Raw genomic sequence first — 21,397 nt, 5'->3', positions numbered from 1 at the left:
AAAGCCCGGGAGCGACGACCGGCCCTCACCCTCGCGGTGGGGTCCGACCCCGGCGTCATGCTTGTCGGATGCTCCGCTCCCCCATCATCGCCCACGTCGTCCGCCGGTCGGCCCGTCGCCGCCTGCGCCGGATGGGCGGCACCCAGACGGTCGCCTGGGCGCTCCGGGTCCCGCTGGTCACGCTCGTCGTCGCCGCCGCCCTGCTCATGGTGGTGCGCCGCGAGGGTCCCAGCCGGGGCTAGCGCCCCGCCCGGCCCCGCCGCGCGGGGACGGCGCCCCTCAGGACGCGTCGCGGCAGTCGGCGCACCGGCCGTGCACCGTCAGGTCGTGGCCGTCGACCGTGAAGCCCTGACGCTCGGCGCGCTCTGCCGCCCACGCGCCGACGTCGCAGTCGTCGAGCTCCGCGACCGAGCCGCACGACCGGCAGACGAGGTGGTGGTGGTGGCCGTGGCCGCAGAGGCGGTACACCACCTCGCCGCCGGGGAGGACGATGGCGTCGACCGCGCCGCTGCCCACCAGCAGCGCGACGGTGCGCTCCGCCGTCCGCTCGCCGAGGCCGGGCGCGCGACGGCGGCCGCGCTCCAGCAGCACCGGCAGGGGCAGCCCGTCGCCGGCGTCGCCGAGGGCGTCCAGGATCGCCTCCCGCTGCGGCGTGCGGCGCAGACCATCGGCGCGCAGGCGCCGCCAGACCGACTCGGTCCCCGGAGGAGGCATCCCCGCCGATGATACGCCCGCACGATCACGACCCCGGGGCCGCCGCGGACTGGTCCGCGCACGCCCTCCAGAGCGTCGCGGCGGCCGGCCACCGCTCCGGCGGCGCCCGGCGCGCGGTCATCGAGTCGCTCGCCGCGCAGGACTGCTGCCGGTCGGCGCAGGAGATCTTCGACCAGATGCGCGCCGACGGCCGCCGCGTCGGGATCGCCAGCGTCTACCGGGTGCTCGACCTGCTCGTCGGGATGGGCCTGGTGCAGCGCCTCGACCTCGGCGGCGGGATGTCGCGGTACGAGCCCGCCCTGCCCGACGGGGCGCACCACCACCACCTCGTGTGCGTCGACTGCGGCGAGGTCAGCCCCTTCGAGGACCCCGGCCTCGAGCAGGCGCTGGAGGGGACCGCCGCCCGCTCCGACTACACCGTCGTCGGGCACGACGTGGTCCTGCGCGGACGCTGCCCCGGCTGCCGGGCGGCCTGACCCCGGCGGGAGGGGACGAACGCCGGCCGCGCGCGGGCCGGGGTGTGGCAGCATCGGGGTGATGAGGCGCCCGCTGACCATGATGGCCGTCGCCGGCTCGCTGGCGCTGGCGATCGCCCTGACCGCCCTCGCGGGCGGCGCGGGCCACACCGGCCACTCGGGGCCGTCGGCCACCGCCACGACCGACCTCGGCGAACTGTGGGCGATCCCGCCGGTCGAGGTCGCCGCGGTCCTGCTGCTCGGGGCCCTCTACGCCGCCCGCGTCCACCGCGTCGGCGGGATCTCGGGGCTCCGCCGGTTCTCGTTCTACAGCGGGCTCGCGCTCATCCTCGTCGCGGTCTGCTCGCCCCTCGGCGGCGTGGCCCAGCAGGGCCTCATGACCGCCCACATGCTGCAGCACACCCTGATCGGCGCCACCGCCCCGCTGCTGCTGCTGCTCGGCGTGACGCGCGAGTTCGTGCGGGACCTGCTGTCGCCCCGGACCTACGGGGTGCTGCAGCGGCTGCAGAACCCGCTCATCGCCTTCCCGCTGTGGGCGCTCTCGACCGTCGTCTGGCTGCTCCCCGACCTCCACCACCTCGTGCTCGAGACGCCGCCGCTGTGGATCCTGCAGCAGGTGTCGTTCGTGGTGCTCGGGACGCTCCTGTGGATGCCGGTGGTGGAGGTGATCCCGGCGCCCCGGTGGTTCTCGACGGGGTGGAAGGGCAGCTACATGTCCGGCGTCTGGTTCCTCGGCCTCGGGATCGCCAACGTCTACTGGTTCTCGGGCACCGCCTTCTACGACTCCCACGCCGAGGCGGCCCTCGCCTGGGGCGTCGAGCCGCTCGAGGACCAGGCGAACGCCGGCACCGTGATGATGGTGCTCCACTGCCTGCTCGCCTTCGGCGCGATCACCGTGCTGTTCTTCCGCCAGGCCCGCGAGGGCGAGCTCAGCCAGCGCCTGATCGAGGCGGGCATCGACCCCGATCGGGTCGCGGAGGCGATCCGGGGCGGGACGGGGGAGGCGCTGGCGCGGCTGCACGGCGTGTCCGTGCGCACCCGGGCCGGCATCGACTGACGGGTCAGCCGGGCGCGGGGGCCGGGACGACCGGCGCCGGTGACGCCGGGGCGGCGGCCGGGACCGGGGCGGCCGGGCGGGGCAGGCGGGCGCAGCCGAGCAGCACCCGTGCCTCGTCGGCCGGCACGGGGCGCGCGTAGAGGAAGCCCTGGGCCGCACCGCAGCGCAGGCCCCGCAGCAGGGCCGCCTGGTCGGGCGTCTCGACCCCCTCGGCGACGACCTCCAGGTCGAGGGCCCGCGCGAGGTCGAGGATGGACCGCACCAGCGCGTCGACGCCGGCGTCGCCCAGGTCCGCCACGAAGGACTGGTCGACCTTCAGGACGTCGACGGGCAGGTGGCGCAGGTACGAGAGGCTGCTGTAGCCCGTCCCGAAGTCGTCGATCGCGATCCGCACCCCCATGTCCCGCAGGCGGGAGAGGTGCTCCGCGACGGCCACGAGGTCGGCCGCGAAGACGCTCTCGGTGACCTCCAGCGTCAGGTGGGCGGCGTCGACGCCGGCGTCGGCGAGCGCGGCGGCGACCTGCTCGACCAGCCCGTCGTCGAGCTGCGCCGGCGACAGGTTGATCGCCATCGTCAGGTCGGCGAGCGCCGGGTCGTGGGCACGCCACTCGGCGAGCTGACGCAGGGCGGTGCCCAGCACCCACGCCCCGATGCGGCCGATCTGGCGGGTCTCCTCCGCGAGGGGGATGAAGTCGCCCGGCGGCACGAGGCCCCGGCGGGGATGGCGCCAGCGCAGCAGCGCCTCCACGGCGATCGGACGGCCGTCGGCCATCCGCACCGTCGGCTGGTAGTGGACCTCGAGCTGGCCGTCGTCGATGGCGCCCGCGAGGTCGGCCGACAGCTCCGCCCGGCGGCGCACCGTCGCGTCGAGCCGCGCGGAGAACACGGCGACCCGGTTCTTGCCGCCCGCCTTCGCCTCGTACATCGCGAGGTCCGCCTCGCGCAGCAGGTCGTCGGCGGTGCGGCCCGGGTCGGCCCCGGCGTGGGCGAGGCCGACGCTGCCGCGGACCCAGAGCGGCGCGCCGTGGAGCTCGATCGGCAGGTCGAGCGCGGCGACCACCCGCGCCGCGACCGCCTGCCCCGCCGCCGGGGGACCGGCCACCAGGACCGCGAACTCGTCGCCGCCGAGGCGGGCGACGGTGTCGCCGTCGCGGACCGCGCCGCGCAGGCGCCCGGCGACCGCCGTCAGCACCTCGTCGCCCACCCAGTGGCCGCGGGAGTCGTTGATGGTCTTGAAGTCGTCGAGGTCGACGAACAGCACGCTCGTCGGCTGGCCCTCGTGGTCGACGCGGCGCAGCAGGCGCTCCGCGAGGAGGGTGCGGTTCGGCAGGCGGGTCAGCGGGTCGCGCAGGCCCTGCTGCTCGCTGAGGCGCCAGGCGGCCATGTTCGCGAGGGCCGCGGCGAGCAGGAACCCGGTGTGCATCGCCGCCCAGAGCACGGGGTGGCGGGCGGCCGCCTCCGAGCCGTAGACCTCCCGGGGCGCACGGATGCCCATCGCGAGGTGGTGCACCAGCGTGATGCCGACGGCCATGCCGAACGGCGCCCAGTCCTGGTAGAGCGACACGACGCAGACCATCACGAAGAAGTGGAAGTGCATCTCCGTCAGGCCGCCCGCGAGGTGCACCAGCACCGCCGAGGCCAGGAACAGGCTCGCGGCGGCCGCCATGGCGCGGGCCTGGCGCCCGAACCGGGTCATCAGCGCGGGCACGGCCGGCAGGGCGACGACGGCGCCGTCGAGGAGCGCGTGGAGGGGGTCCCCGGTGACGGCGGCGGCGAGCGCCGCCAGGACGGCGGCCTGGGCGAGCGCGAGGCGGACGATGCCGCGGTGACGACGGTTCCAGACGTCCTCGGGGAGGAGGCGCCCCTGTGGCAGCAGGGAGCGGATCGTCCGGAGCGCGACCCGGGCACGGGGTGCGACGTTCTCCACGTCCGCGCATCGACAAGCAAAACCCGCCGCTTGAGGGGCGGGGTGCACGACGGGGGCCCCCGATGCCGGCGGGGCCCCCGTGCGTGCGATGTCTACGCCGGGTGGATCAGGCCAGGAACGGCGTGACCGCGGCGGTGGCCTCCTCGGCCGTGAGGACGTCCGGCAGGGAGGGGTTCGGGACGAGCTTGCCGCCCGCTCCCAGGGACTTCAGCGTGGTGAGGTGCTGGGCCTCGTTCGCGCCGATCTGGGCCGCGACCTTCTTCAGGCCGTTGTCCTTCAGCGACGAGATCGCACCCATGTACGCGCCGACGAAGGCGGTCTCGAGCGCGGTGCCCGTGTCGGCGATGCTCTTGGCCGACGCGAACGTGCCGTCGGGGTAGACGAACATCAGGTCCTTGGGGGCCTCGGCGCCCAGGACCTTGGCGAGGGCGTCGTAGTGGTCCTGCTCGTTCTGACGGGCGGCCTTCATGTAGGCGAGGACGTCCGCCCGGAAGAAGCCGCTGTCGATGCCCATGCCGTAGAAGTCGATCGCGAGCAGCTCGGCCGTGGCGGCGAGCTTGGCGATGGCGACGTCGTCGACCGGGCCGGCGGCGGTGGTGCTGCCCGTCGTCGAGGCGGCACCGGTCTCGTCGTCGTCACCACAGGCGGCGGCGGCGAGCGCCATACCGCCGACGGCGAGCACGAGGCCGCCCTTGGCGCCGCGGCGCAGGAAGCGCGCGCGGTCGAGGTTCGCGTTCTCCATGGGGGAGACCTCCGCGGGGTCGGGGGTGATCGAGGGCCCGCTCATGCGAGGAACGGGGTGACGGCGGCGGTCGCCTGCGCGGCCGTGAGGCTCTCCGGGAAGGAGGGGTTCGGCACGAGCGTGTTGCCCGCGTCGAGGCGCTTGAAGGTCGTCAGGTGCTGCGCCTCGTTGGCGGCGACCTGGCCGGCGACGGCCTTCAGGTCGACGCTCTCGAGGGCCTCCACCGCGCCGAGGTAGGCGCCCACGAAGGCCGTCTCCAGGGCGACCCCGGTGGCGGCGATGCTCTTCGCGCTCGCGAACGTGCCCGCCGGGTACTTGAACTTCAGGCCCTTCGGGGCGTCCGCGCCGAGCACACCCGCGAGGGTGTCGTAGTGGTCCTGCTCGTTCTGGCGCGCCGCCTCCATGTAGGCGAGCACGTCCGCCGTGAAGAAGCCGGTCGTGATCGCCCGCGAGTACACGTCCACGGCGAGCAGCTCGGCCGTGGCCGCGAGCTTCGCGATCTCCACGTCACCGGCCGCCTGTCCGAGGGCCGGCCCCACCGCGACGCCGAGGACCGAGCCCCCGACGACGAGCGCGAGCCCGCCCTTCGCACCGAGCGACAGGAACTCCGCCCGGCTGGTTGTCGTCGTCATCCCGCACACCTCCGCTGGTTTGCGTTCCGGGACCTCTGTACGCGGGGGACCGGGTTGCGGATCACGGGGCAGGTGTGGGGAGCCCGGCGGAGGGGGATGGCGCCGCGCCCCGTGGCCGTAATCGACGGACCGGTGATCCGACCCGGGGGCACCGGCGTATCAGCAGGTGTTCGTCACCAACACACGGAGGAACCGTGACCGACCACATCACGCTCGAGGCGCTCGACGCCGACGGTGCCATCCAGGAGGCCGCCTACAAGGTGGACCCCGAGGGTGCTGCCACGCGCGCCGACTTCTTCAAGAAGGCCGCCATCGGCGGCGGCGCGCTCGTCGCCGGCGGCGTCGTCTTCGGTGGCCTCCCGGCGCTGGCGCTGGGTGCCCCGTCCAAGAAGCAGGACGTCGACATCCTGAACTACGCCCTGACGCTCGAGTACCTCGAGACGGAGTTCTACAAGCAGGCCCGCGCCAACGCCGGCCTCAAGGGTGAGATGGCCCGCTTCGCGAAGGTCGCCGGCGCCCACGAGGCCGCGCACGTCGCCGCCCTCAAGAAGGTGCTCGGCTCCAAGGCCGTCGCCTCGCCGACGTTCGACTTCGGCGCCACCGTGCAGAGCCAGAAGGCCTTCGGCGCGACGGCCATGGCCGTCGAGGACCTGGGCGTCTCGGCGTACGCCGGCCAGGGCCCGCGGCTCAAGCAGGTGCCGGTCATCCAGGCCGCGCTCGCCATCCACTCGGTCGAGGCCCGCCACGCCGCGTGGATCCGCAACATCCTGGGCAAGAACCCCGCCCCGAACGCGTTCGACCCCGCGCGCAACATGGCGCAGGTGCTCAAGATCGCCGGCGGCTTCATCGCCTCCTAGTCCGTCCCGCACGGGGGTCGCCGGCGTCGCCGGCGGCCCCCGGGCACGGAACACACCGACCGGAAGAGGACCTCTGTCGTGTTCGACATCTCACCGATCCAGATCATCATCGTCCTTGCGATCGCACTCCTGATCTTCGGCCCGAAGAAGCTCCCCGAGCTCGGCCGCAACCTCGGCAAGGGCATCCGCGACTTCAAGGGCGGCATCTCCGGCGAGCCGGACCCCGTCAGCACCCCGGCCGCGGGCCACACCGTGTCCGCCGCGTCGGTGCAGGACGAGGAGATCCCGACCGCCGAGGAGCTCATCAAGGAGGCCGCACAGCCCGAGCCCGTGGGTGCCGACGACCGCCAGACGGCGTCCGTCTAGCCCGCGACGCGGACCCCGGAGGAGGCCCTCATGGCCCGGACACCGAGCATCGGGCTGCGCCGCGCGCGGCCCGATGACCACCTCAGCGTCGTCGAGCACCTGGACGAGCTGCGCCGGCGACTGATCGTCAGCGCGCTCGCCCTGGTGGTCGCCTTCGCCGGCATGTACGCCGTCCACGACGCGCTGATCGACGCGTTGACGTGGCCGCTGCCGAGCGACACCGACCAGCTCATCACGCTCTCCCCGACCGAGCCGTTCTTCACGACCCTGAAGGTCACCTTCTGGGCGGCGGTCCTGATCGCCCTCCCGATCTGGCTGTACCAGGCGTACGCGTTCGTCATCCCGGCCGTGGCCGAGCAGCCGCGCCGGGTGGTGATCGCCGTCGTCTCGGGCCTCTCCGGCCTGTTCGTCGCCGGCGTCGCCTTCGGGTACTTCGTCGTCCTGCCGGTCGCGTTGAACTTCCTGACCGGCTTCGGCGGCGACACCTTCAACACGCAGCTGCGGGCGGGCGAGTACTTCGGCTTCGCCACGACGATGCTCCTCGCATCGGGGCTGCTGTTCGAGGTGCCGGTCGCGATGACCGCGCTCTCCCGGATGGGCGTCACCTCGGCGAAGATGTACCGCACGCACTGGCGCATCGCGCTCGTCGGGATCGCCGCCATCGCGGCGGTGCTGCCCGGCGGCGACCCGATCAGCATGGTGCTGCTGATGCTCCCGCAGTTCGTCCTCTACGGCGTCGGCATCGCGCTCTCGGCCAGGTTCGGCCAGGCGCCGCTGTGGAGCCGCGACGAGGAGCCCGACCCGGTCTGAGTCCCCTGGGGCGCGCGTGAGAGCAGTCTCACGCGCGTCTCACCGGGGTCTCATCGAGGGGCCGTAGAAAGCGGGGCATGAACCCCCTCCGCCCCCTCGCCCTGCTGCTGGCGCTCGCCGGCACGCTCGCCCTCGCCGCCGCCGCCACCGGCGCGCCCGACCTGCGCACCCGGCTGCCGATCGTGATGATCGACGCCGACGGGCCGATCGTCGACGACCCGAAGGTCGGCGCCCGGATGCGCGTCATCCACAACACCCGCGGGGCGCTCAACACGCCCCGGGACCGGCCGGCGGTCTACGACGGGCGCATCGGCATCGAGGTGCGCGGGCAGTCGTCGCAGCGGTTCCCGAAGAAGCAGTTCGGGTTCGAGACGGTCACCGCGTCGGGCGACAACCGGAACGTGTCACTCCTCGGCCTGCCCGAGGAGAACGACTGGGTCCTCTACGCCGCGTACAACGACGGGTCGCTGATGCGCAACGTCGTCGCCTACCGCGCCGCCCGAGAGATGGGTCGGTACGCGAGCCGCACCCGGTACGTCGAGGTGGTCCTCGACGGCCGGTACCACGGGGTCTACGTGCTGATGGAGAAGCTGAAGCTCGACGGCGACCGGGTGGACGGGCCGACCGACGAGGACGACGGCTTCCTGCTCGAGTACACGACGAACGGCAAGCTCGACCCCGGCGACCGGTACTTCCGCACCCCGGTCACCCGCACGCCGATCGTCTTCGACGACCCGGACCGCGACGACATGACGACCGCCGAGGCGCGCGCGATCACCCGGAGGGTCGGCGCGTTCGAGCGGGCCCTCTACGCGACGGACTTCCGCCACCCGACGCGCGGGTGGCGGGCCCACATGGACGAGGCGTCGGCCGTCGACTACGTGCTGCTGTACGAGCTGTTCCGCAACTTCGACGCCCTCAACGCGAGCACGTTCCTGCACGCGGGGCCCGGGGGGCGCCTCGCGATGGGCCCGGCGTGGGACTTCGACCTGTCGATGGGCAACCCGCCGGGCCTGCTGCCCGCCCGCGGGTGCTCGCTCTGCGACCGGCGGTGGGCGAGCCGCTGGTACGCCGACGGCGCGTTCCGCGCGGCGCTCGTCGCCCGGTGGGCGCAGCTGCGGCGCGACGGCCTCCTCGCCCGGACCCTGACCGCCATCACCCGCGACGCCCGCGCCCTCCAGAGCGCCCAGGTGCGGAACCTGCGTCGGTGGCCGGTCCTCGGCCCGACGCCGCTGTCGCCGTCGGCATCCGACGCCGCCCTCCGCGGCGCGTACCTCGCCGAGGCGGCGCGCCTGAGGACATGGGTCCGGGTCCGGGCGGGCTGGTTGACCGCGACGCTCCCCCGGATCGGCCGCGCCGGGCGCTGAGGTGGCAGACTTCGGGGTGTGAGAGACCCCGGACACGTCGCCCTCGGCTCCTGGAGCGGGGGGATCCACATGCACTTCGGGCTGCCGATCGACGAGGACCGCCTCGTCGCCCTGCTGCGGCCCGACGCGGCGATCGACACGGTCATCACCGCCGACGCCTACGGGGCCGGCGCGGCGGACACGCTGGTCGGGCGGGCGCTCGAGGGGCTCCCCCGCGACGACTACGCCCTCGTCGGCGCGGTCGGGCACGACTTCTACGACGGCGAACGGCAGGGGTCGAAGGGCTACCCGCGGTTCACCGACCCGGCGCTGCGCGGACCGGACGGGTACGCCGACTACCTGCGCCGCGCCACGGAGCGCAGCCTCGAGCGGTGCGGGACCGACCGCTTCGACCTGCTGATGCTCCACAACCCCGACCGCATCGGCTACTCGTCGGAGGTCGTGTGGGACGCGATGGCGGCCCTGCGCGACGAGGGCCTGACCGGCGCGATCGGGATCGCCCCGGGACCGGCCAACGGCTTCACGCTCGACCTGATCGGCTGCTTCGAGCGCTTCGGCGACCGCATCGACTGGGCGATGATCATCCTCAGCCCCTTCGAGCCGTGGCCGTCGCGGCTGCTGCTGCCGGCGCTCGAGACCCATCGGATCCGGGCGATCGCCCGCGTCGTCGACCACGGCGGCGTCTTCCACGGCGACGTGCCCGACGAGGGTGAGCTGCCCTCCCGCGACCACCGCTCCTTCCGCCCCGCGGGGTGGGTCGAGCTCGGCCGCGGCAAGCTCGACCGGCTCCGCCCGATCGCCGAGCGCCACGGCCTCAGCACCCTGCAGCTCGCATGCCGGTGGACGCTGGCCCAGGGGACCGTGGCCTGCGTCGTGCCGACCCTCATCCAGGAGCCCGGCGGCGACGCCCGCCCCGTCGAGGACAAGCGCGCCGACCTCGCGGCCGTCCCCGCCGAGCCCGTCCTCTCCGACGAGGAGCTCGCGGAGATCGAGGCCGTCGGCGAGAACGCGGGGTGCATGGCGCTGAAGGGCGGCACCCCCTCCCACGACGGCGAGGAACGGCCCGACTCGTGGCCGATGACCGACGAGCTCCGCACCATCGCCGGGCGCTGGAGCATCGTCCCCGAGCGGGACCTGGTCCCGACCCACTGACGCCGCCGCGCGAGGCCGCCGGGCGGGCCGCGCAGGAACTTGAGCCCGCAATGATCTGCTAGCGTGGCCGCATGACGTCCTACGGCCACGACCTGCGGTTCGGCGTGTTCGTCACGCCGTCGGCCGGCGACGCCGACGCCGTCGTCGCCCTCGCGCAGGCGGCGGACCGCGAGGGACTGGATCTCGTGACGTTCCAGGACCACCCGTACCAGGCGCGGTTCCTCGACACCTGGACGCTGCTGTCCGTGGTCGCGGCGCGGACGGAGCGCGTCCACGTCGCGCCGAACGTGCTGAACCTGCCGCTGCGGCCCCCGGCGGTCGTCGCCCGCGCCGCGGCCTCCCTCGACATCCTCTCCGGCGGCCGTGTGGCGCTCGGGCTCGGGGCCGGGGCGTTCTGGGACGGGATCGTCGCGATGGGCGGGACCCGCCTCGGACCCGGCGAGGCGGTGACGGCGCTGGAGGAGGCGATCGCCGTGATCCGGGCGCTGTGGGACGTCGACGCGCCCGGCGGCGCACGGGTCGACGGCACCGTCCACCGCCTGGCGGGCGCCGCGCGGGGACCCGCTCCCGCGCACGACATCGGCGTCTGGGTCGGCGCGTACAAGCCCCGGATGCTGGGACTCGTCGGCCGCGTCGCCGACGGCTGGCTCCCGAGCCTCCCCTACCTGCAGCCGGGCGACCTCCGGGCGGGCAACGCACGGATCGACCGCGCGGCCCTGGCGGAGGGGCGCGACCCCGCCGACATCCGCCGGCTCCTGAACGTGGGCGCCGACGTCCCGGCGGCGGAGCTGGCGCGCCTCGCCCGCGAGGACGGGATCGGCACGTTCATCGTGATGGCGGACGACGCGGCGGCGATCCGCTCCTTCGCGACGGAGGTCGTCCCCGCGGTCCGGGAGCTGGTGGCCGCGGGCGGCGGGACCCGCCCCGCCCCGGCCGCCGCGCCCGCGGCGCCGGCCACGGCGGAGGGGGACGGGACGCCGACCGACGCGGCGGGCGCGTCGGAGTACGAGCGCCTCGGCGTGACGCCGACGGCGGACGACGGCGTCCGCGTGGCCGCGGCGGCGGTGCTCGACGAGGCGTCCCGCCCCCACCGCCCGCCGTCGGGGCCGGAGGTCACGTACACGCGGCGCGGGCGCCTGGTGGGCCGCCACCTGATCGACGTGCACGACATGCTGCGCCGCGAGCTCACCGAGCTGCGCGACATCCTCGCCCAGGTGCGCGCGGGGGCGGTGAGCGCCGGCGACGCGCGGGCGTCGCTCAACGCGATGGCCCTGCGCCAGAACGACTGGACGCTCGGCGCGTTCTGCGCGCGGTACTGCGCGGTCGTCGCGACGCACCACGGGCTGGAGGACGACGCGATCTTCCCCCACCTCGTCACCGCCGAACCGGGGCTCGCCCCCGTCATCGACCGGCTCGCCGACGAGCACCTCGTCATCCACGACGCGATCCACGAGGTCGACGCCGCCCTGGTGCACCACATGACGCACCCCGGAGACTTCGACCGCATCCAGGCGGCGATCGACGTCCTCACGGACGCGCTGCTCTCCCACCTCTCCTACGAGGAGTGGGAGCTGGTCGAGCCGCTGGCGCGGCTCGGCTTCCACCCCGGCCAGGTCTGAGCCCCCGGTCCCCCGCCGTCAGGCGGGCGGCGGCCAGATCTCCTCGGGTGGCTTCGCGCCGCCCCGGACGATCCGCGCGCCCGCGGCGCCGAGGGTGACGTACGGGGCGACGGCGGGGCGGCGCCAGGCCTCGTAGGTCGCGCACGCCGCGTCGGCGTCGTCGGGGTGCTGGGCGACGGCGATCGCGAGCGCGTGGGCGTCACCGAGGCCGAGGCCCGCCCCGAGGCCGGCCTCCGGCCCCACGGCGTGCGCCGCGTCGCCGATCACGACGAGGCCCGGCACCCACCACCGGTCGGTGTGGACCTCGGTGATCTCCCGGTAGGCGAGCTGGTCCACGGAGTGCAGCGCCGCGAGGGCGGGCTCGGCGGCGGGGTGGAGGCGGGCGAACGCCCGCCGGAACGCCTCGATCCCCGGTGCACGGACGGCGTCGGCGCCGACGCGTTCGATGTCCCACCAGCCGGCGGAGCCGGTCGGCCACCCGAGCAGCCCCACCTGCCGGCCGTCGGACTGGTAGTGCAGGGCGAAGGAGCGGTCGATGACCACGTCGGTCATGAAGGACAGGTGGGCGCCCTCGGCGAGCTCGAGGCGGGCCTCGATCCCCGCCATGCCGCGCAGCGGCGAGCGGACGCCGTCGCAGGCGACCACGAGGTCGGCCGGCAGGTCGCCCGGGCCGTCGGGCCCCTGGACGCGGACGCCGGTGACGCGGTCGCCGTCGCGCAGGAGGGCGGTGACCTCGGTGCCGTGACGCACCGGGACGCCCTCCGCCAGGATCTCCATCACCCCCGTGAACGGCGCCGCGAGCGCGACGGGGATACCGTCGCCGCGGGGCGCGATGTCCCACGAGACGGCGCGGACCGCCGCGAGGACGCCGGCGTCCTCCAGGGCGTCGAACCCCTGGTACGGCGGCATGAAGGGCCGCGGCGCCCACGCCCCCGGCGGGCCCCGGTCGATGACCTCGGGCGCGACGCCGCGGCGGCGGAGGCTGCGCGCCAGGGCGAGCCCCGCCGCCCCGGCGCCGACGATGACGACGCGCACCGGGGCGACCGCCTAGGAGGGGTTCCGGATCACCCGCAGCCGGACGTCGCGCCGCAGGTGCGGCAGGTGAGGCAGGTCCCCGCCCGGACCATGTCCGAGCTGCCGCACGACGTGCAGACCTGGCCCGTCGAGTCGAGCAGCAGCCGCGGCTTGGACGGCCCGCCCGCGTCGGCGGCGTGGGCGTGCCCGTTGCCGTTGACCGGCTCCGCCACCGCCGCGAACGAGAGCTGGTCCTCCGGGGCCTCCTCGGCCTCGGTGGCCGGGGCGGCCACGACGGGTGCCGCGTCGGCGCCCGGCAGGACGCCCGCGGTGCGCTGGTCCTCCTCCGACAGGAACTTCGAGGCCATCCAGCGGGCCAGGTAGTCCACGACGGAGCGGGCCATCGGGATGCGCGGGTTGCCGGTGAAGCCCGAGGGCTCGAAGCGGTGGTCGATGTACTTCGCGATGAGGCTCTCGACGGGGACGCCGTGCTGCAGCGCCATCGACCAGGCGATCGCCACCGAGTCCATCAGGCCCGAGACCGTCGAGCCCTGCTTGCTCATCTTGACGAAGACCTCGCCGGGGGTGCCGTCCTCGTAGAGGCCGACGGTGATGTAGCCCTCCTGGCCGCCGACGCTGAACTTGTGGGTCAGCGCCGCGCGGTCGTCCGGCAGGCGCCGGCGGACGGGGGTCGCGGCGATCTCGATGCCCGCGACCGCGGTGGTGGCCTTCGAGCCGTCGCTGGTCGAGAGCGGCTGGGTGCGCTTGGAGCCGTCGCGGTAGATCGCGATCGCCTTCAGGCCGAGCTCCCAGCCGAGCGTGTAGATGGCGCTGACGTCCTCGACGGTGGCGTCGTTCGGAAGGTTCACGGTCTTGCTGATGGCGCCGGAGACGAACGGCTGCACGGCCGCCATCATGCGGACGTGGCCCTCCGGGCCGATCGTGCGGCCGCCGGCCACGCCGAAGGCGCAGTCGAACACCGTCAGGTGGTTCTCGGAGAGGCCGGGGGCGCCCTCGATGGACCCGGTCGCGTCGACGTGGGCGAGGATCTCGGCGCGCTGGCCGGGGTCGTAGCCGAGGGCGCGCAGGGCCCGCTCGACGTCGGTGTTGACGAGCTTCATGTAGCCGCCGCCGACGAGGGTCTTGTAGCTGATGAGGCCGATCGCCGGCTCGATGCCGGTGGTCTGGGCGTCCATCATGAAGCTGATCGTCCCCGTCGGGGCGATGACGCTGACCTGGGCGTTGCGGTACCCGGGCGCGCCGATGCGGTTCTCGGACTGCCCGAGGGCGACGGCGTCGTCCAGCGAGTGCGCCGCGGCGGCCCGCAGCTCCGCGTAGTTGCCGCCGCGGGCGCGGACGGGCAGCTCGAGGGCGGCGTCGCGGTGCATGCGCACCACGCGGTCCTGGGCCTCCTGGTCGGCGGCGTACCCGTCGTAGGCGCCGACGCGCGCGGCGATCCGCGCCGACTGCGCGTAGGCCTCGCCCTGCAGGAGGGCGGTGACGGCGCCGGCCCATGCGCGGCCCTCGTCGGAGTCGTACGCGAGGCCCTGGCACATCAGCAGCGAGCCGAGGTTGGTGTAGCCCTGGCCGAGCTGGCGGTAGGCGCGCGCGTTGTCGCCGATCCGCTTCGTCGGGTAGCTGGCGGGGGTGACGATGATCTCCTGCGCCGTCAGCACCACGCGCACGGCGTGGCGGAAGTCGTCGACGCGGAACGTGCCGTCCTCGTCGAGGAACTCCATCAGGTTGATGGAGGCCAGGTTGCAGGCCGAGTCGTCGATGTGCATGTACTCGGAGCACGGGTTCGACCCGGAGATGCGCCCGGCGTTCGGCGACGTGTGCCAGCGCTGGATGGCGTCCTCGTACTGCAGGCCCGGGTCGCCGCACGTCCAGGCGGCGGCGGAGATCTCGCGCAGCAGCTCGGCGGCGGGCATCTCGTCGCGCACCTCGCCGTCGGCGACGTTGCGGGTCTGCCAGTTCTCGCCGGCCGCGACGCGACGGAAGAAGTCGTCCGTCAGGCGCACCGAGTTGTTGGCGTTCTGGAACTGGATGGAGCGCCACGCGTCGCCGTTGAGCCCGAGGTCGTAGCCCATGTCGCCGAGGGCGTAGGCCTTGGCCTCCTCGTGGGCCTTGCAGCGCACGAACTCGAGGATGTCGGGGTGGTCCCCGTCGAGGATCACCATCTTCGCGGCGCGGCGGGTGCCGCCGCCGGACTTGATGGAGCCGGCGCCCGAGTCGGCCCAGCGCATGAAGCTGACGGGGCCGGAGGCCTGGCCGCCGTTGGACAGCGCCTCGCCGTCGCCGCGGAGCCGGGACAGGTTGACGCCGGCGCCCGAGCCGCCGCGGAAGATCTCCGACTCCGACGCGATCCACCGCTGGATCGACGGCATCGTGTCGTTGACGGAGAGGATGAAGCAGGCGGAGGCCTGGTTGACCTGGGGCTCGCCCTCGCCCACCGGCGGGTCGTCGACGTCGAGGATGCGGTCGTCGTCGTGCTCGCGGGTCGCCGCGGACACGCCGCAGTTGAACCACACGGGCGAGTTGAACGCCGCCTTCTGCGTCACGAGGATGTGGCGCAGCTCCTGGGAGAACGTCTCGGCCTCGTCCTCGTCGACGAAGTAGCCGCCCTTGGTGCCGTGGTGGCGGATGGTGTCGACGACGCGGTCGATGACCTCGCGCAGGCTGCGCTCGCGGCGCGGGTCGTCCATGCCGTAGCGGAAGTACTTCGACGCGACGATGCGGACGGCGGTGTCGGACCAGTCGAGCGGGAACTCGCACCCGGACTGGTCGAACACGACGCGCTCGGGCTTCCCGTCGCGGGCGGGCTCGACGATCCTGGCGTCGCGCGGCCCCCAGGCGACCTCGTCGTAGGGGTGGACCCCGGGCCGTGTGAAGCGTCGGGAGATCCCCAGCGCGCGGTCGGTCATGGTGGGCGCGTCAGTCGCCATCGCTTGCCTCCTGGGCGGTCGTGCGCGGGGGGACCCCGTCGCGCCCGCCGGGCAGAGCCCTGAGGGTAGCGCGGCCGGGCGGGGTGGAGCCCGCATCGAATGTCTCGAAGAGCTGGTCGTCGAGGGGGAACTGTCCGCGCGGCAACGGCGGTTCGCGCTCGAGGCGCGAGAGCTCGTCGCCGAACTCCTCGACGTCCGCGAACTGGCGGTAGACGGAGGCGAAGCGGACGTACGCCACCGCGTCGATCTCCTTGAGCCGGCGCAGGGCGAGCTCGCCGATCTGGGGGCTGCTGACCTCCTGGCGCAGCCGGTTGCGCAACTCCGCCTCGATGTCGCGGACCGCGAGGTCGAGGGACGCCGTCGACACCTGCCGCTTGTGGCATGCGCGCTGCAGGCCCTCCAGCAGCTTGGAGCGGTCGAACGCCTGACGCTCGCCGGAGCTCTTCACGACCATCAGCGGCATCTCCTCGAACCGCTCGTAGGTCGTGAAGCGCTGCCCGCAGGCCAGGCACTCGCGCCGTCGCCGGATCGCGTCCTTCGTGTCGGCCACCCGCGACTCGACCACGCGGTGCTCGGGGTTGTCGCAGAACGGGCAGATCACGAGAAGACGCTATCCCTGGTGTCGGGGGTGTGCCACCCACCCCATATTCAGCGTGGTGGGCGGGCATCCTTCCACACGTGCGGGAAGATGCAAGCCCCCGGGGCAGGTCCGATTCCCGCGCGTACCGGGGAGTCCGTCGACAAAAGCGCACGGCTCGGACGACACGTGCCGGTGAAGCCCGGCCCCTCCCGCGGGGCCGGGGGTGCGCCGCCCTCTAGTCCAGGAAGGTCAGGTTGCTGAGAGGCCAGTAGGTGACCTCGGCCTGACCGATGACGCTCGACTCGGGCACGAACGGCGCGCTCTCACCGCGGTCGCGCCACTGGTGGGAGTCGCAGGAGCCCGGGCGGTTGTCCCCGAGGACGAGGATGTGGTCGGGGGGGACGGTGGCGGGCCCGAAGTCGTAGGCGGGCGAGCCGTCGATCTGGCCGCGCAGCCCGTAGGCGCCGAGGTCGTCGCCGGACAGGTCGACCGGGGTGATCGCCTCGGGCACGACGTAGGGGCGCCCGTTGACGTAGGTCACCGACCGGGTGTCGCCGGGGCGGAGGCGGATGGTCTGCACCGTCCGCTCGCCGGCGCCGTTCGGGTCGCCCGGGTCGATCACCAGCACGCGCGCGTCGACGGGGCCGTCGCCGGCGACGACCGTCTCGCGGCGCACCTCGACGCGGTCGCCCGCGATGCCGATGACGCGCTTCACGAACGGGATGTCCCCGCCGCCCGCGTCGCCGCACGTCCGCGTCGCGGCCGGGGGCGGGTCGAACACGACGATGTCGCCGCGGTCGATGTCGCGGAAGCGGTAGATCAGCCGGTTGGCGATGATCCGGTCGTTGCCCTGGATCGTCGGCGTCATCGACGCCGTCGGGATCTCGTAGGGCTTCGCGACCGCCGCCTGGATCACGAACGCGAGCGCCACGGCGACGGCGAGCGGCAGCAGGAAGTCCTTGACGAACCGGCGCATCAGCCGCGGCCCCGCCGGGCGCGGTGGGCCACGAGGCCGGCGGCGGCGGCGCCGGCGACGACGACGGCCGCGACGGCGCCCCACAGGCCGCGCGCGGCGCCCGCGTCGACGGCCACGGCGCGGGCGGGGGCCGTGCGGCGGCTGCCGCAGGGACGTCCGTCCACGGTGACGTTGGAGTTCTGCGCCTCCCTGATGGCGTCGAGCGCGAATCCGTAGAGTCGCTGGTCGGCGCGGGCGAGTCGCAGGCCGTCACGGAACTCGGCACGCGAGTAGCACGCGTCGACGCGTCCATCCTGTGCGTCGGCCAGGAGTTCACGTCCACCCGCGACCGCGACGGCCGCCGGGCCGAGGAGCACCAGGGCGAGCATGACGATCACCCGAGCGGGGCGTTGGAGCAGGTGGGCCACCCAGTGAGGGGGACGGGGGGCGACGGGCCCCGGGGCGTGGCGGATCGTAGCGGCGGCCCGGAAACGCGACAAGCGGCGGTGGGCTCCCCGGCGCCCCGCGCGGCGTGGGTCGCCGGCGGCGTCGCGCTGGCCGGCTGGGCGCTGGTCGGGCTCGGCGGCGGCGGCATCGACCCGGGCGACGGGCTGGGCGGCTCCGGGCCGACGGCCGCGTTCCTCACCCTGGCGCTGGGGGCGCCGCTCGCCGCCGTCGTGGTCGTCCTCGCCTGGGACCGCGTGGCGCTCCGCACCGGCCCGGTGCGCCTCGCGCTCGGCGCCTGCGCCGGGATGGCGGCGTGGGCGGCCCTCTCGATGCTCTGGGCGGCGTCGCCCACCCTCGCGTGGATCGACGCGAACCGGCAGGCGATCGTGTTGTGCGCGCTGGTCGTCGGCGCCGGGCTCGGGGCCCTGCTGCCGCGCGCGCCCCTCCTGCTCGGGCTCGGGTTGTCGGCGGCGGCCCTCGTGCCGGTCGGCGCGGCCCTGTTGACCCGGATCCTCCCGGAGCTGCTCGGCGCGGACAGCGACCTCGCCCGCCTCTCCTCCCCCGTCGGATACTGGAACGCCCTCGCGCTGATCGCGGTGGTCGCCGCGCCGGGCGCCCTGTGGCCGGCGGGCGCGCGACCCGCGTGGCGGGGGGGCCTCTCCGTCGGCGCGGCGGGCACGACCCTGGTGATCGTCACCGTGCTGCTGACGTACTCCCGCGGCGGGGTGCTGGCGCTCGTGATGGCCCTGACGGTCACGATGGCCTTCGTCCCCGCGACCGGCCGGGCCGTCGCCGCCCTCGCGGCCGGCGCCGCCGGCGCGGTGCTGCCGGCCGTCCACGGCCTCACCGACCCGGCCCTGACGACCGACGGGCTGCCCGTCGGCCAGCGCGCCGACGCCGGCCTCGGCCTGGGGTGGAGGATCGCCGCCGGCCTCGTCCTGGCCGCCGTGCTCGCCCCGCTGCTGGTGCGGGCCGCGGGGCGCGTCGGCCTGGAGCCGGCCCGGGCCCGGAGGATCGGGCTGGCGGCGCTCGCCGTCGTCGTCCTCGTCACGGGGGTGGTGGTGTCGGTGGTGCCGGAGGCGCGGGGGTGGACGGGGGACCGCGCCGCCGAGTTCCGCGGCGAGGAGGGCGACGCCGTCGCGAACGACCCCGGCCGCCTGGTGAGCACGGCGGGCAACCAGCGGCGTGGGTGGTGGGGCGAGGCGTGGCGCGGGTTCCTCGACGCGCCCGTCGTCGGCCAGGGCGCCGGCGGGTTCGCCCTCGTGCACCTGCAGGAGCGCGCGACCGGCGACCCGTCGCTGATGACCCGGGAGCCGCACGGCGTCGTCGTGCGGTTCCTCTCCGGCACCGGGCTGGTGGGGACGGCGTTGTTCGCGGCGCTGCTCGCCGCCGTGGCGTGGGGCGTCCTGCGGGCCGCGGGGGGGCGCGCCCCACCCGAGATCGGCCTGCCGCTCGCCGTGATGGCCGCGTTCCTGCTGCAGGCCGCGGTGGACTGGTCGTGGGCGGTCCCGGCCCTGACGATCCCGGCCCTCGCGGCCGCGGGCGTGGTGCTGACGAGCGGGGTCACGGGGCGGGTGCCCGGGGCGCGCCCCGGTCCCCTCGCGGCGGCCGGCCTCGCCGCCGCGGTGCTGATCGCGATCGCCTCGGCCGCCCTGCCGTGGTGGTCGACCGGGCGCGTGCTGGCGGGCGAGGACGCCCTGGCGTCCGGCCGGACCGCGGAGGCGGTGCGGCTCGCCGACCAGGCCCGCGCGGCGAACCCCGTCGCGCCGGGACCCCTGCTGCTGCTCGCGCGGGCGCACACCGACGACGGCGAGCGGGCGCGTGCCCTCGGCGCCTACCGCCGGGCCACCGAGCTCGCCCCGGACGACCCCGGCACGTGGCGGGCGCTCGCCCTGTTCCTCGGCCGCGACCGGACGGCGGCGGCGGCGTGGCGTGAGGTGCACCGCCTCGACCCGCGGGACCCGGAGGCCGCGCTGCGGGCCGGCTGATTCAGCCCTCGGCGGCCGCGCCCTCCGGCTCGGCGTCGGGGGCGACGGCGGGCCGCGCGGGGGCGGGGGGCGTGCGGCCGAGGCGCCGCCGCAGCCGCGGCACGAGCGCGGCGGCCTCCCACACGATGGAGCGGCTCATCTTCGAGTCGCCCCGCTCGCGCTCGGTGAAGGTGATGGGCACCTCGACGACCGTGAACCCGAGGCGGATGGCGCGGTAGGTCATCTCGATCTGGAAGCCGTACCCGGCGGCGGTGACCTCGTCGAGCGGGACCGCCTCGAGCACCTCCCGGCGGAAGCACTTGAACCCGCCGGTGAGGTCGCGGACGGGGACGCCGAGGACGGCCTGGGCGTAGAGGCACCCGCCGCGGCTGACCGCCCGGCGCAACGGCCCCCACCGGGCGACGCCGCCGCCGGGGACGTAGCGGGAGCCGAGCACGAGGTCGGCGTCGCGCGTCGCGGCGATCAGGTCCGGCAGGCGCGCCGGGTCGTGGGAGAAGTCGCAGTCCATCTCCAGCACGAGGCCGGCGCCGGCGTCGAGCGCGGTGCGGAAGCCGGCGCGGTACGCCGGGCCGATGCCCTCCTTCGCCGTGCGGCGCAGCACGGACACGCGGTCGTCGCCGGCGGCCACCCCCTCGGCGAGGTCGGCGGTGCCGTCGGGCGAGCCGTCGTCGACCACCAGCACCCGCAGGTCGAGGCCGGCGTCGTCGGCGGTCGCGAGGATCGCCCGCAGCATGGGGACGACGTTCTCGCGCTCGTCGTAGGTCGGCAGGACCACCCACGCCGGCCCCACCGGGTCGGGCCTCACGCGGCGGGCGGGACGGCCACCCCGAAGGTGAACGGCCCGGCGAGGGGGGTCGCGCCGCGGGGGGCGCCGTGCCCCGGCAGGTCCGCGAGGCGCACGCCGATGGCCCGCGCCCCGGGCGCGATCGCGGGGGCGACCTCGAGGCTCGTCTCGCTCCACCCGGGGCGGGCGGCCCCGTGGATCGGCGAGACCTCGTACCGGTTGCCGCGGTCGTCCCAGACCTCGACGCGACCCGCCCCCGGGGTCATCGGGGCGACGCGCATCGGGTCGTCGGCGAGGGTGCCCACCGTGAGCACGGCGCGGTCGGTGTAGCGCTCGAGCGCCCAGAGGCACACCGCGGCGCCCTCGGCCATGCGGGCCTGCCCGATCGGGAGCAGATCGGAGAAGCCGGCGAAGGTCCGCGCCGGGACGCGGGCGGGGCGGCCGGGCGGCGGGTCGGCGTCGGGCTCGGCCGGCACGTCGGCCCCGGTGCGGGCGGGCACGAGGTCGATCTCGAGCGTCCACGCGGCGCCGGTGAGGGGGCGCTCCACCCCGCCGCCGCCGCGCGCGACGGAGGTGCGGACGAGCCCGCCGATCGCCAGGGTCAGGGTGCGGGCGTCCGGGGGCGGCACGGGCGCGATCCAGACGGCGGTCTGCAGTGCGCCGAGGCCGGCCTGCTGGGCGAGGTTGCGCACCTCGTAGACGCGGCCGGCGTCGTCGGTGACCGACAGTCCCTGCGCGGGGTCCCAGCCGAGCAGGCCGGGGGCGTCCGAGAGGACGAGCAGGGGCAGCACGGCGCCCTCGGCGTGCAGCTCGACGCAGAGCGCCATGACGAGCGTGTCGCCCTCGCGGGCGACGGCCGACGTCGGCACCAGGCCGCCGAGGCTCGCCTGCCGCCGGCGCTCCGGGTCGGTCGCGACGGGTGTGCGGGTGCTCACACGGACACGGTAGCGTCAACGCCCCCGTGG

At 75.1% G+C, this 21,397-nt stretch carries 21 protein-coding genes; 10 read left to right on the top strand and 11 right to left on the bottom strand.

All coding sequences use genetic code 11. The annotated features are described in order from the left end of the window. Positions 1 to 68: 68 nt before the first annotated feature. The gene (locus IU369_RS00645) at positions 69 to 242 is read left to right on the top strand and encodes a hypothetical protein (RefSeq protein WP_217922632.1); all 174 of its coding nucleotides are present in this window, start codon (positions 69 to 71) and stop codon (positions 240 to 242) included. Positions 243 to 279: 37 nt separating this feature from the next. On the opposite strand, the gene IU369_RS00640 is transcribed toward IU369_RS00645, so the two are convergent. Further along, positions 280 to 714, bottom strand: coding sequence for a Fur family transcriptional regulator (locus IU369_RS00640; RefSeq protein ID WP_217922631.1), 435 nt, complete (start codon positions 712 to 714; stop codon positions 280 to 282). 8 nt (positions 715 to 722) lie between these two features. On the opposite strand from IU369_RS00640, the gene IU369_RS00635 reads away from it, so the two are divergent. Together IU369_RS00635 and IU369_RS00630 are read left to right on the top strand one after the other, a co-directional pair. Further along, entirely contained in the window at positions 723 to 1,190 is a 468-nt protein-coding gene (locus tag IU369_RS00635) for a Fur family transcriptional regulator (RefSeq protein ID WP_217922630.1), read from the top strand. 61 nt (positions 1,191 to 1,251) lie between these two features. Then, the gene (locus IU369_RS00630; protein ID WP_217922629.1) at positions 1,252 to 2,247 is read left to right on the top strand and encodes a cytochrome c oxidase assembly protein; all 996 of its coding nucleotides are present in this window, start codon (positions 1,252 to 1,254) and stop codon (positions 2,245 to 2,247) included. A 4-nt stretch (positions 2,248 to 2,251) separates the two neighbouring features. Here the strand turns inward: IU369_RS00630 and IU369_RS00625 are convergent, their stop codons facing one another. The 3 genes from IU369_RS00625 to IU369_RS00615 form a co-directional block, all read right to left on the bottom strand. Next, positions 2,252 to 4,174, bottom strand: a complete 1,923-nt coding sequence (locus IU369_RS00625; RefSeq protein ID WP_217922628.1) for a putative bifunctional diguanylate cyclase/phosphodiesterase — start codon at positions 4,172 to 4,174, stop codon at positions 2,252 to 2,254. A 106-nt stretch (positions 4,175 to 4,280) separates the two neighbouring features. Further along, the gene (locus IU369_RS00620) at positions 4,281 to 4,961 is read right to left on the bottom strand and encodes a ferritin-like domain-containing protein (RefSeq protein WP_217922627.1); all 681 of its coding nucleotides are present in this window, start codon (positions 4,959 to 4,961) and stop codon (positions 4,281 to 4,283) included. Continuing rightward, a complete protein-coding gene (locus IU369_RS00615) occupies positions 4,958 to 5,548 on the bottom strand; it encodes a ferritin-like domain-containing protein (protein ID WP_217922626.1) in 591 nt (196 codons plus the stop codon). The genes IU369_RS00620 and IU369_RS00615 overlap by 4 nt, the downstream gene beginning before the upstream one ends. A gap of 194 nt (positions 5,549 to 5,742) precedes the next feature. Here IU369_RS00615 and IU369_RS00610 point away from each other — a divergent pair, with 194 nt between their 5' ends. The 6 genes from IU369_RS00610 (at position 5,743) to IU369_RS00585 (ending at position 11,719) form a co-directional block, all read left to right on the top strand. Further along, positions 5,743 to 6,405 (top strand): ferritin-like domain-containing protein, encoded by a 663-nt coding sequence (locus tag IU369_RS00610; protein ID WP_217922625.1) that lies wholly within the window; start codon positions 5,743 to 5,745, stop codon positions 6,403 to 6,405. 78 nt (positions 6,406 to 6,483) lie between these two features. Further along, entirely contained in the window at positions 6,484 to 6,771 is a 288-nt protein-coding gene (locus tag IU369_RS00605; RefSeq protein ID WP_246551320.1) for a Sec-independent protein translocase subunit TatA/TatB, read from the top strand. Between the two features lie 30 nt (positions 6,772 to 6,801). Continuing rightward, positions 6,802 to 7,581, top strand: a complete 780-nt coding sequence (gene tatC / locus IU369_RS00600; RefSeq protein ID WP_217922624.1) for a twin-arginine translocase subunit TatC — start codon at positions 6,802 to 6,804, stop codon at positions 7,579 to 7,581. Between the two features lie 77 nt (positions 7,582 to 7,658). Continuing rightward, positions 7,659 to 8,948, top strand: a complete 1,290-nt coding sequence (locus IU369_RS00595; protein ID WP_217922623.1) for a CotH kinase family protein — start codon at positions 7,659 to 7,661, stop codon at positions 8,946 to 8,948. An 18-nt stretch (positions 8,949 to 8,966) separates the two neighbouring features. Beyond that, complete coding sequence (locus IU369_RS00590) at positions 8,967 to 10,100, top strand: aldo/keto reductase (protein ID WP_217922622.1); 1,134 nt, start codon at positions 8,967 to 8,969, stop codon at positions 10,098 to 10,100. 71 nt (positions 10,101 to 10,171) lie between these two features. Then, positions 10,172 to 11,719 carry an LLM class flavin-dependent oxidoreductase gene (locus IU369_RS00585; RefSeq protein WP_217922621.1) on the top strand — a complete coding sequence of 516 codons (1,548 nt, stop codon included), beginning with the start codon at positions 10,172 to 10,174 and terminating at the stop codon, positions 11,717 to 11,719. Between the two features lie 18 nt (positions 11,720 to 11,737). On the opposite strand, the gene IU369_RS00580 is transcribed toward IU369_RS00585, so the two are convergent. From IU369_RS00580 to IU369_RS00560, 5 genes are all read right to left on the bottom strand, one after another. After that, entirely contained in the window at positions 11,738 to 12,754 is a 1,017-nt protein-coding gene (locus IU369_RS00580) for an FAD-dependent monooxygenase (protein WP_217922620.1), read from the bottom strand. Between the two features lie 29 nt (positions 12,755 to 12,783). Further along, positions 12,784 to 15,678 carry a vitamin B12-dependent ribonucleotide reductase gene (locus tag IU369_RS00575; RefSeq protein WP_217922619.1) on the bottom strand — a complete coding sequence of 965 codons (2,895 nt, stop codon included), beginning with the start codon at positions 15,676 to 15,678 and terminating at the stop codon, positions 12,784 to 12,786. After that, the gene (gene nrdR, locus IU369_RS00570; RefSeq protein WP_217922618.1) at positions 15,668 to 16,279 is read right to left on the bottom strand and encodes a transcriptional regulator NrdR; all 612 of its coding nucleotides are present in this window, start codon (positions 16,277 to 16,279) and stop codon (positions 15,668 to 15,670) included. The genes IU369_RS00575 and nrdR overlap by 11 nt, the downstream gene beginning before the upstream one ends. A gap of 214 nt (positions 16,280 to 16,493) precedes the next feature. Then, entirely contained in the window at positions 16,494 to 17,234 is a 741-nt protein-coding gene (gene lepB / locus IU369_RS00565; RefSeq protein WP_217922617.1) for a signal peptidase I, read from the bottom strand. Next, the gene (locus tag IU369_RS00560) at positions 17,234 to 17,641 is read right to left on the bottom strand and encodes a hypothetical protein (RefSeq protein ID WP_217922616.1); all 408 of its coding nucleotides are present in this window, start codon (positions 17,639 to 17,641) and stop codon (positions 17,234 to 17,236) included. The genes lepB and IU369_RS00560 overlap by 1 nt, the downstream gene beginning before the upstream one ends. 78 nt (positions 17,642 to 17,719) lie before the next feature. Here IU369_RS00560 and IU369_RS00555 point away from each other — a divergent pair, with 78 nt between their 5' ends. Next, positions 17,720 to 19,648: a tetratricopeptide repeat protein gene (locus tag IU369_RS00555; RefSeq protein WP_217922615.1), complete on the top strand. Its 1,929-nt coding sequence runs from the start codon at positions 17,720 to 17,722 to the stop codon at positions 19,646 to 19,648. Between the two features lies 1 nt (position 19,649). Here IU369_RS00555 and IU369_RS00550 read toward each other — a convergent pair whose 3' ends face one another. Together IU369_RS00550 and IU369_RS00545 are read right to left on the bottom strand one after the other, a co-directional pair. Beyond that, complete coding sequence (locus tag IU369_RS00550) at positions 19,650 to 20,453, bottom strand: polyprenol monophosphomannose synthase (protein ID WP_217922614.1); 804 nt, start codon at positions 20,451 to 20,453, stop codon at positions 19,650 to 19,652. Then, positions 20,450 to 21,367 (bottom strand): hypothetical protein, encoded by a 918-nt coding sequence (locus IU369_RS00545; protein WP_217922613.1) that lies wholly within the window; start codon positions 21,365 to 21,367, stop codon positions 20,450 to 20,452. Before IU369_RS00545 ends, IU369_RS00550 begins: the two co-directional genes overlap by 4 nt. Positions 21,368 to 21,397: the final 30 nt, after the last annotated feature.

This window comes from Miltoncostaea oceani (assembly GCF_018141545.1).
Lineage (GTDB): Bacteria > Actinomycetota > Thermoleophilia > Miltoncostaeales > Miltoncostaeaceae > Miltoncostaea > Miltoncostaea oceani.
This window is presented reverse-complemented; position numbering and strand designations above follow the sequence as displayed.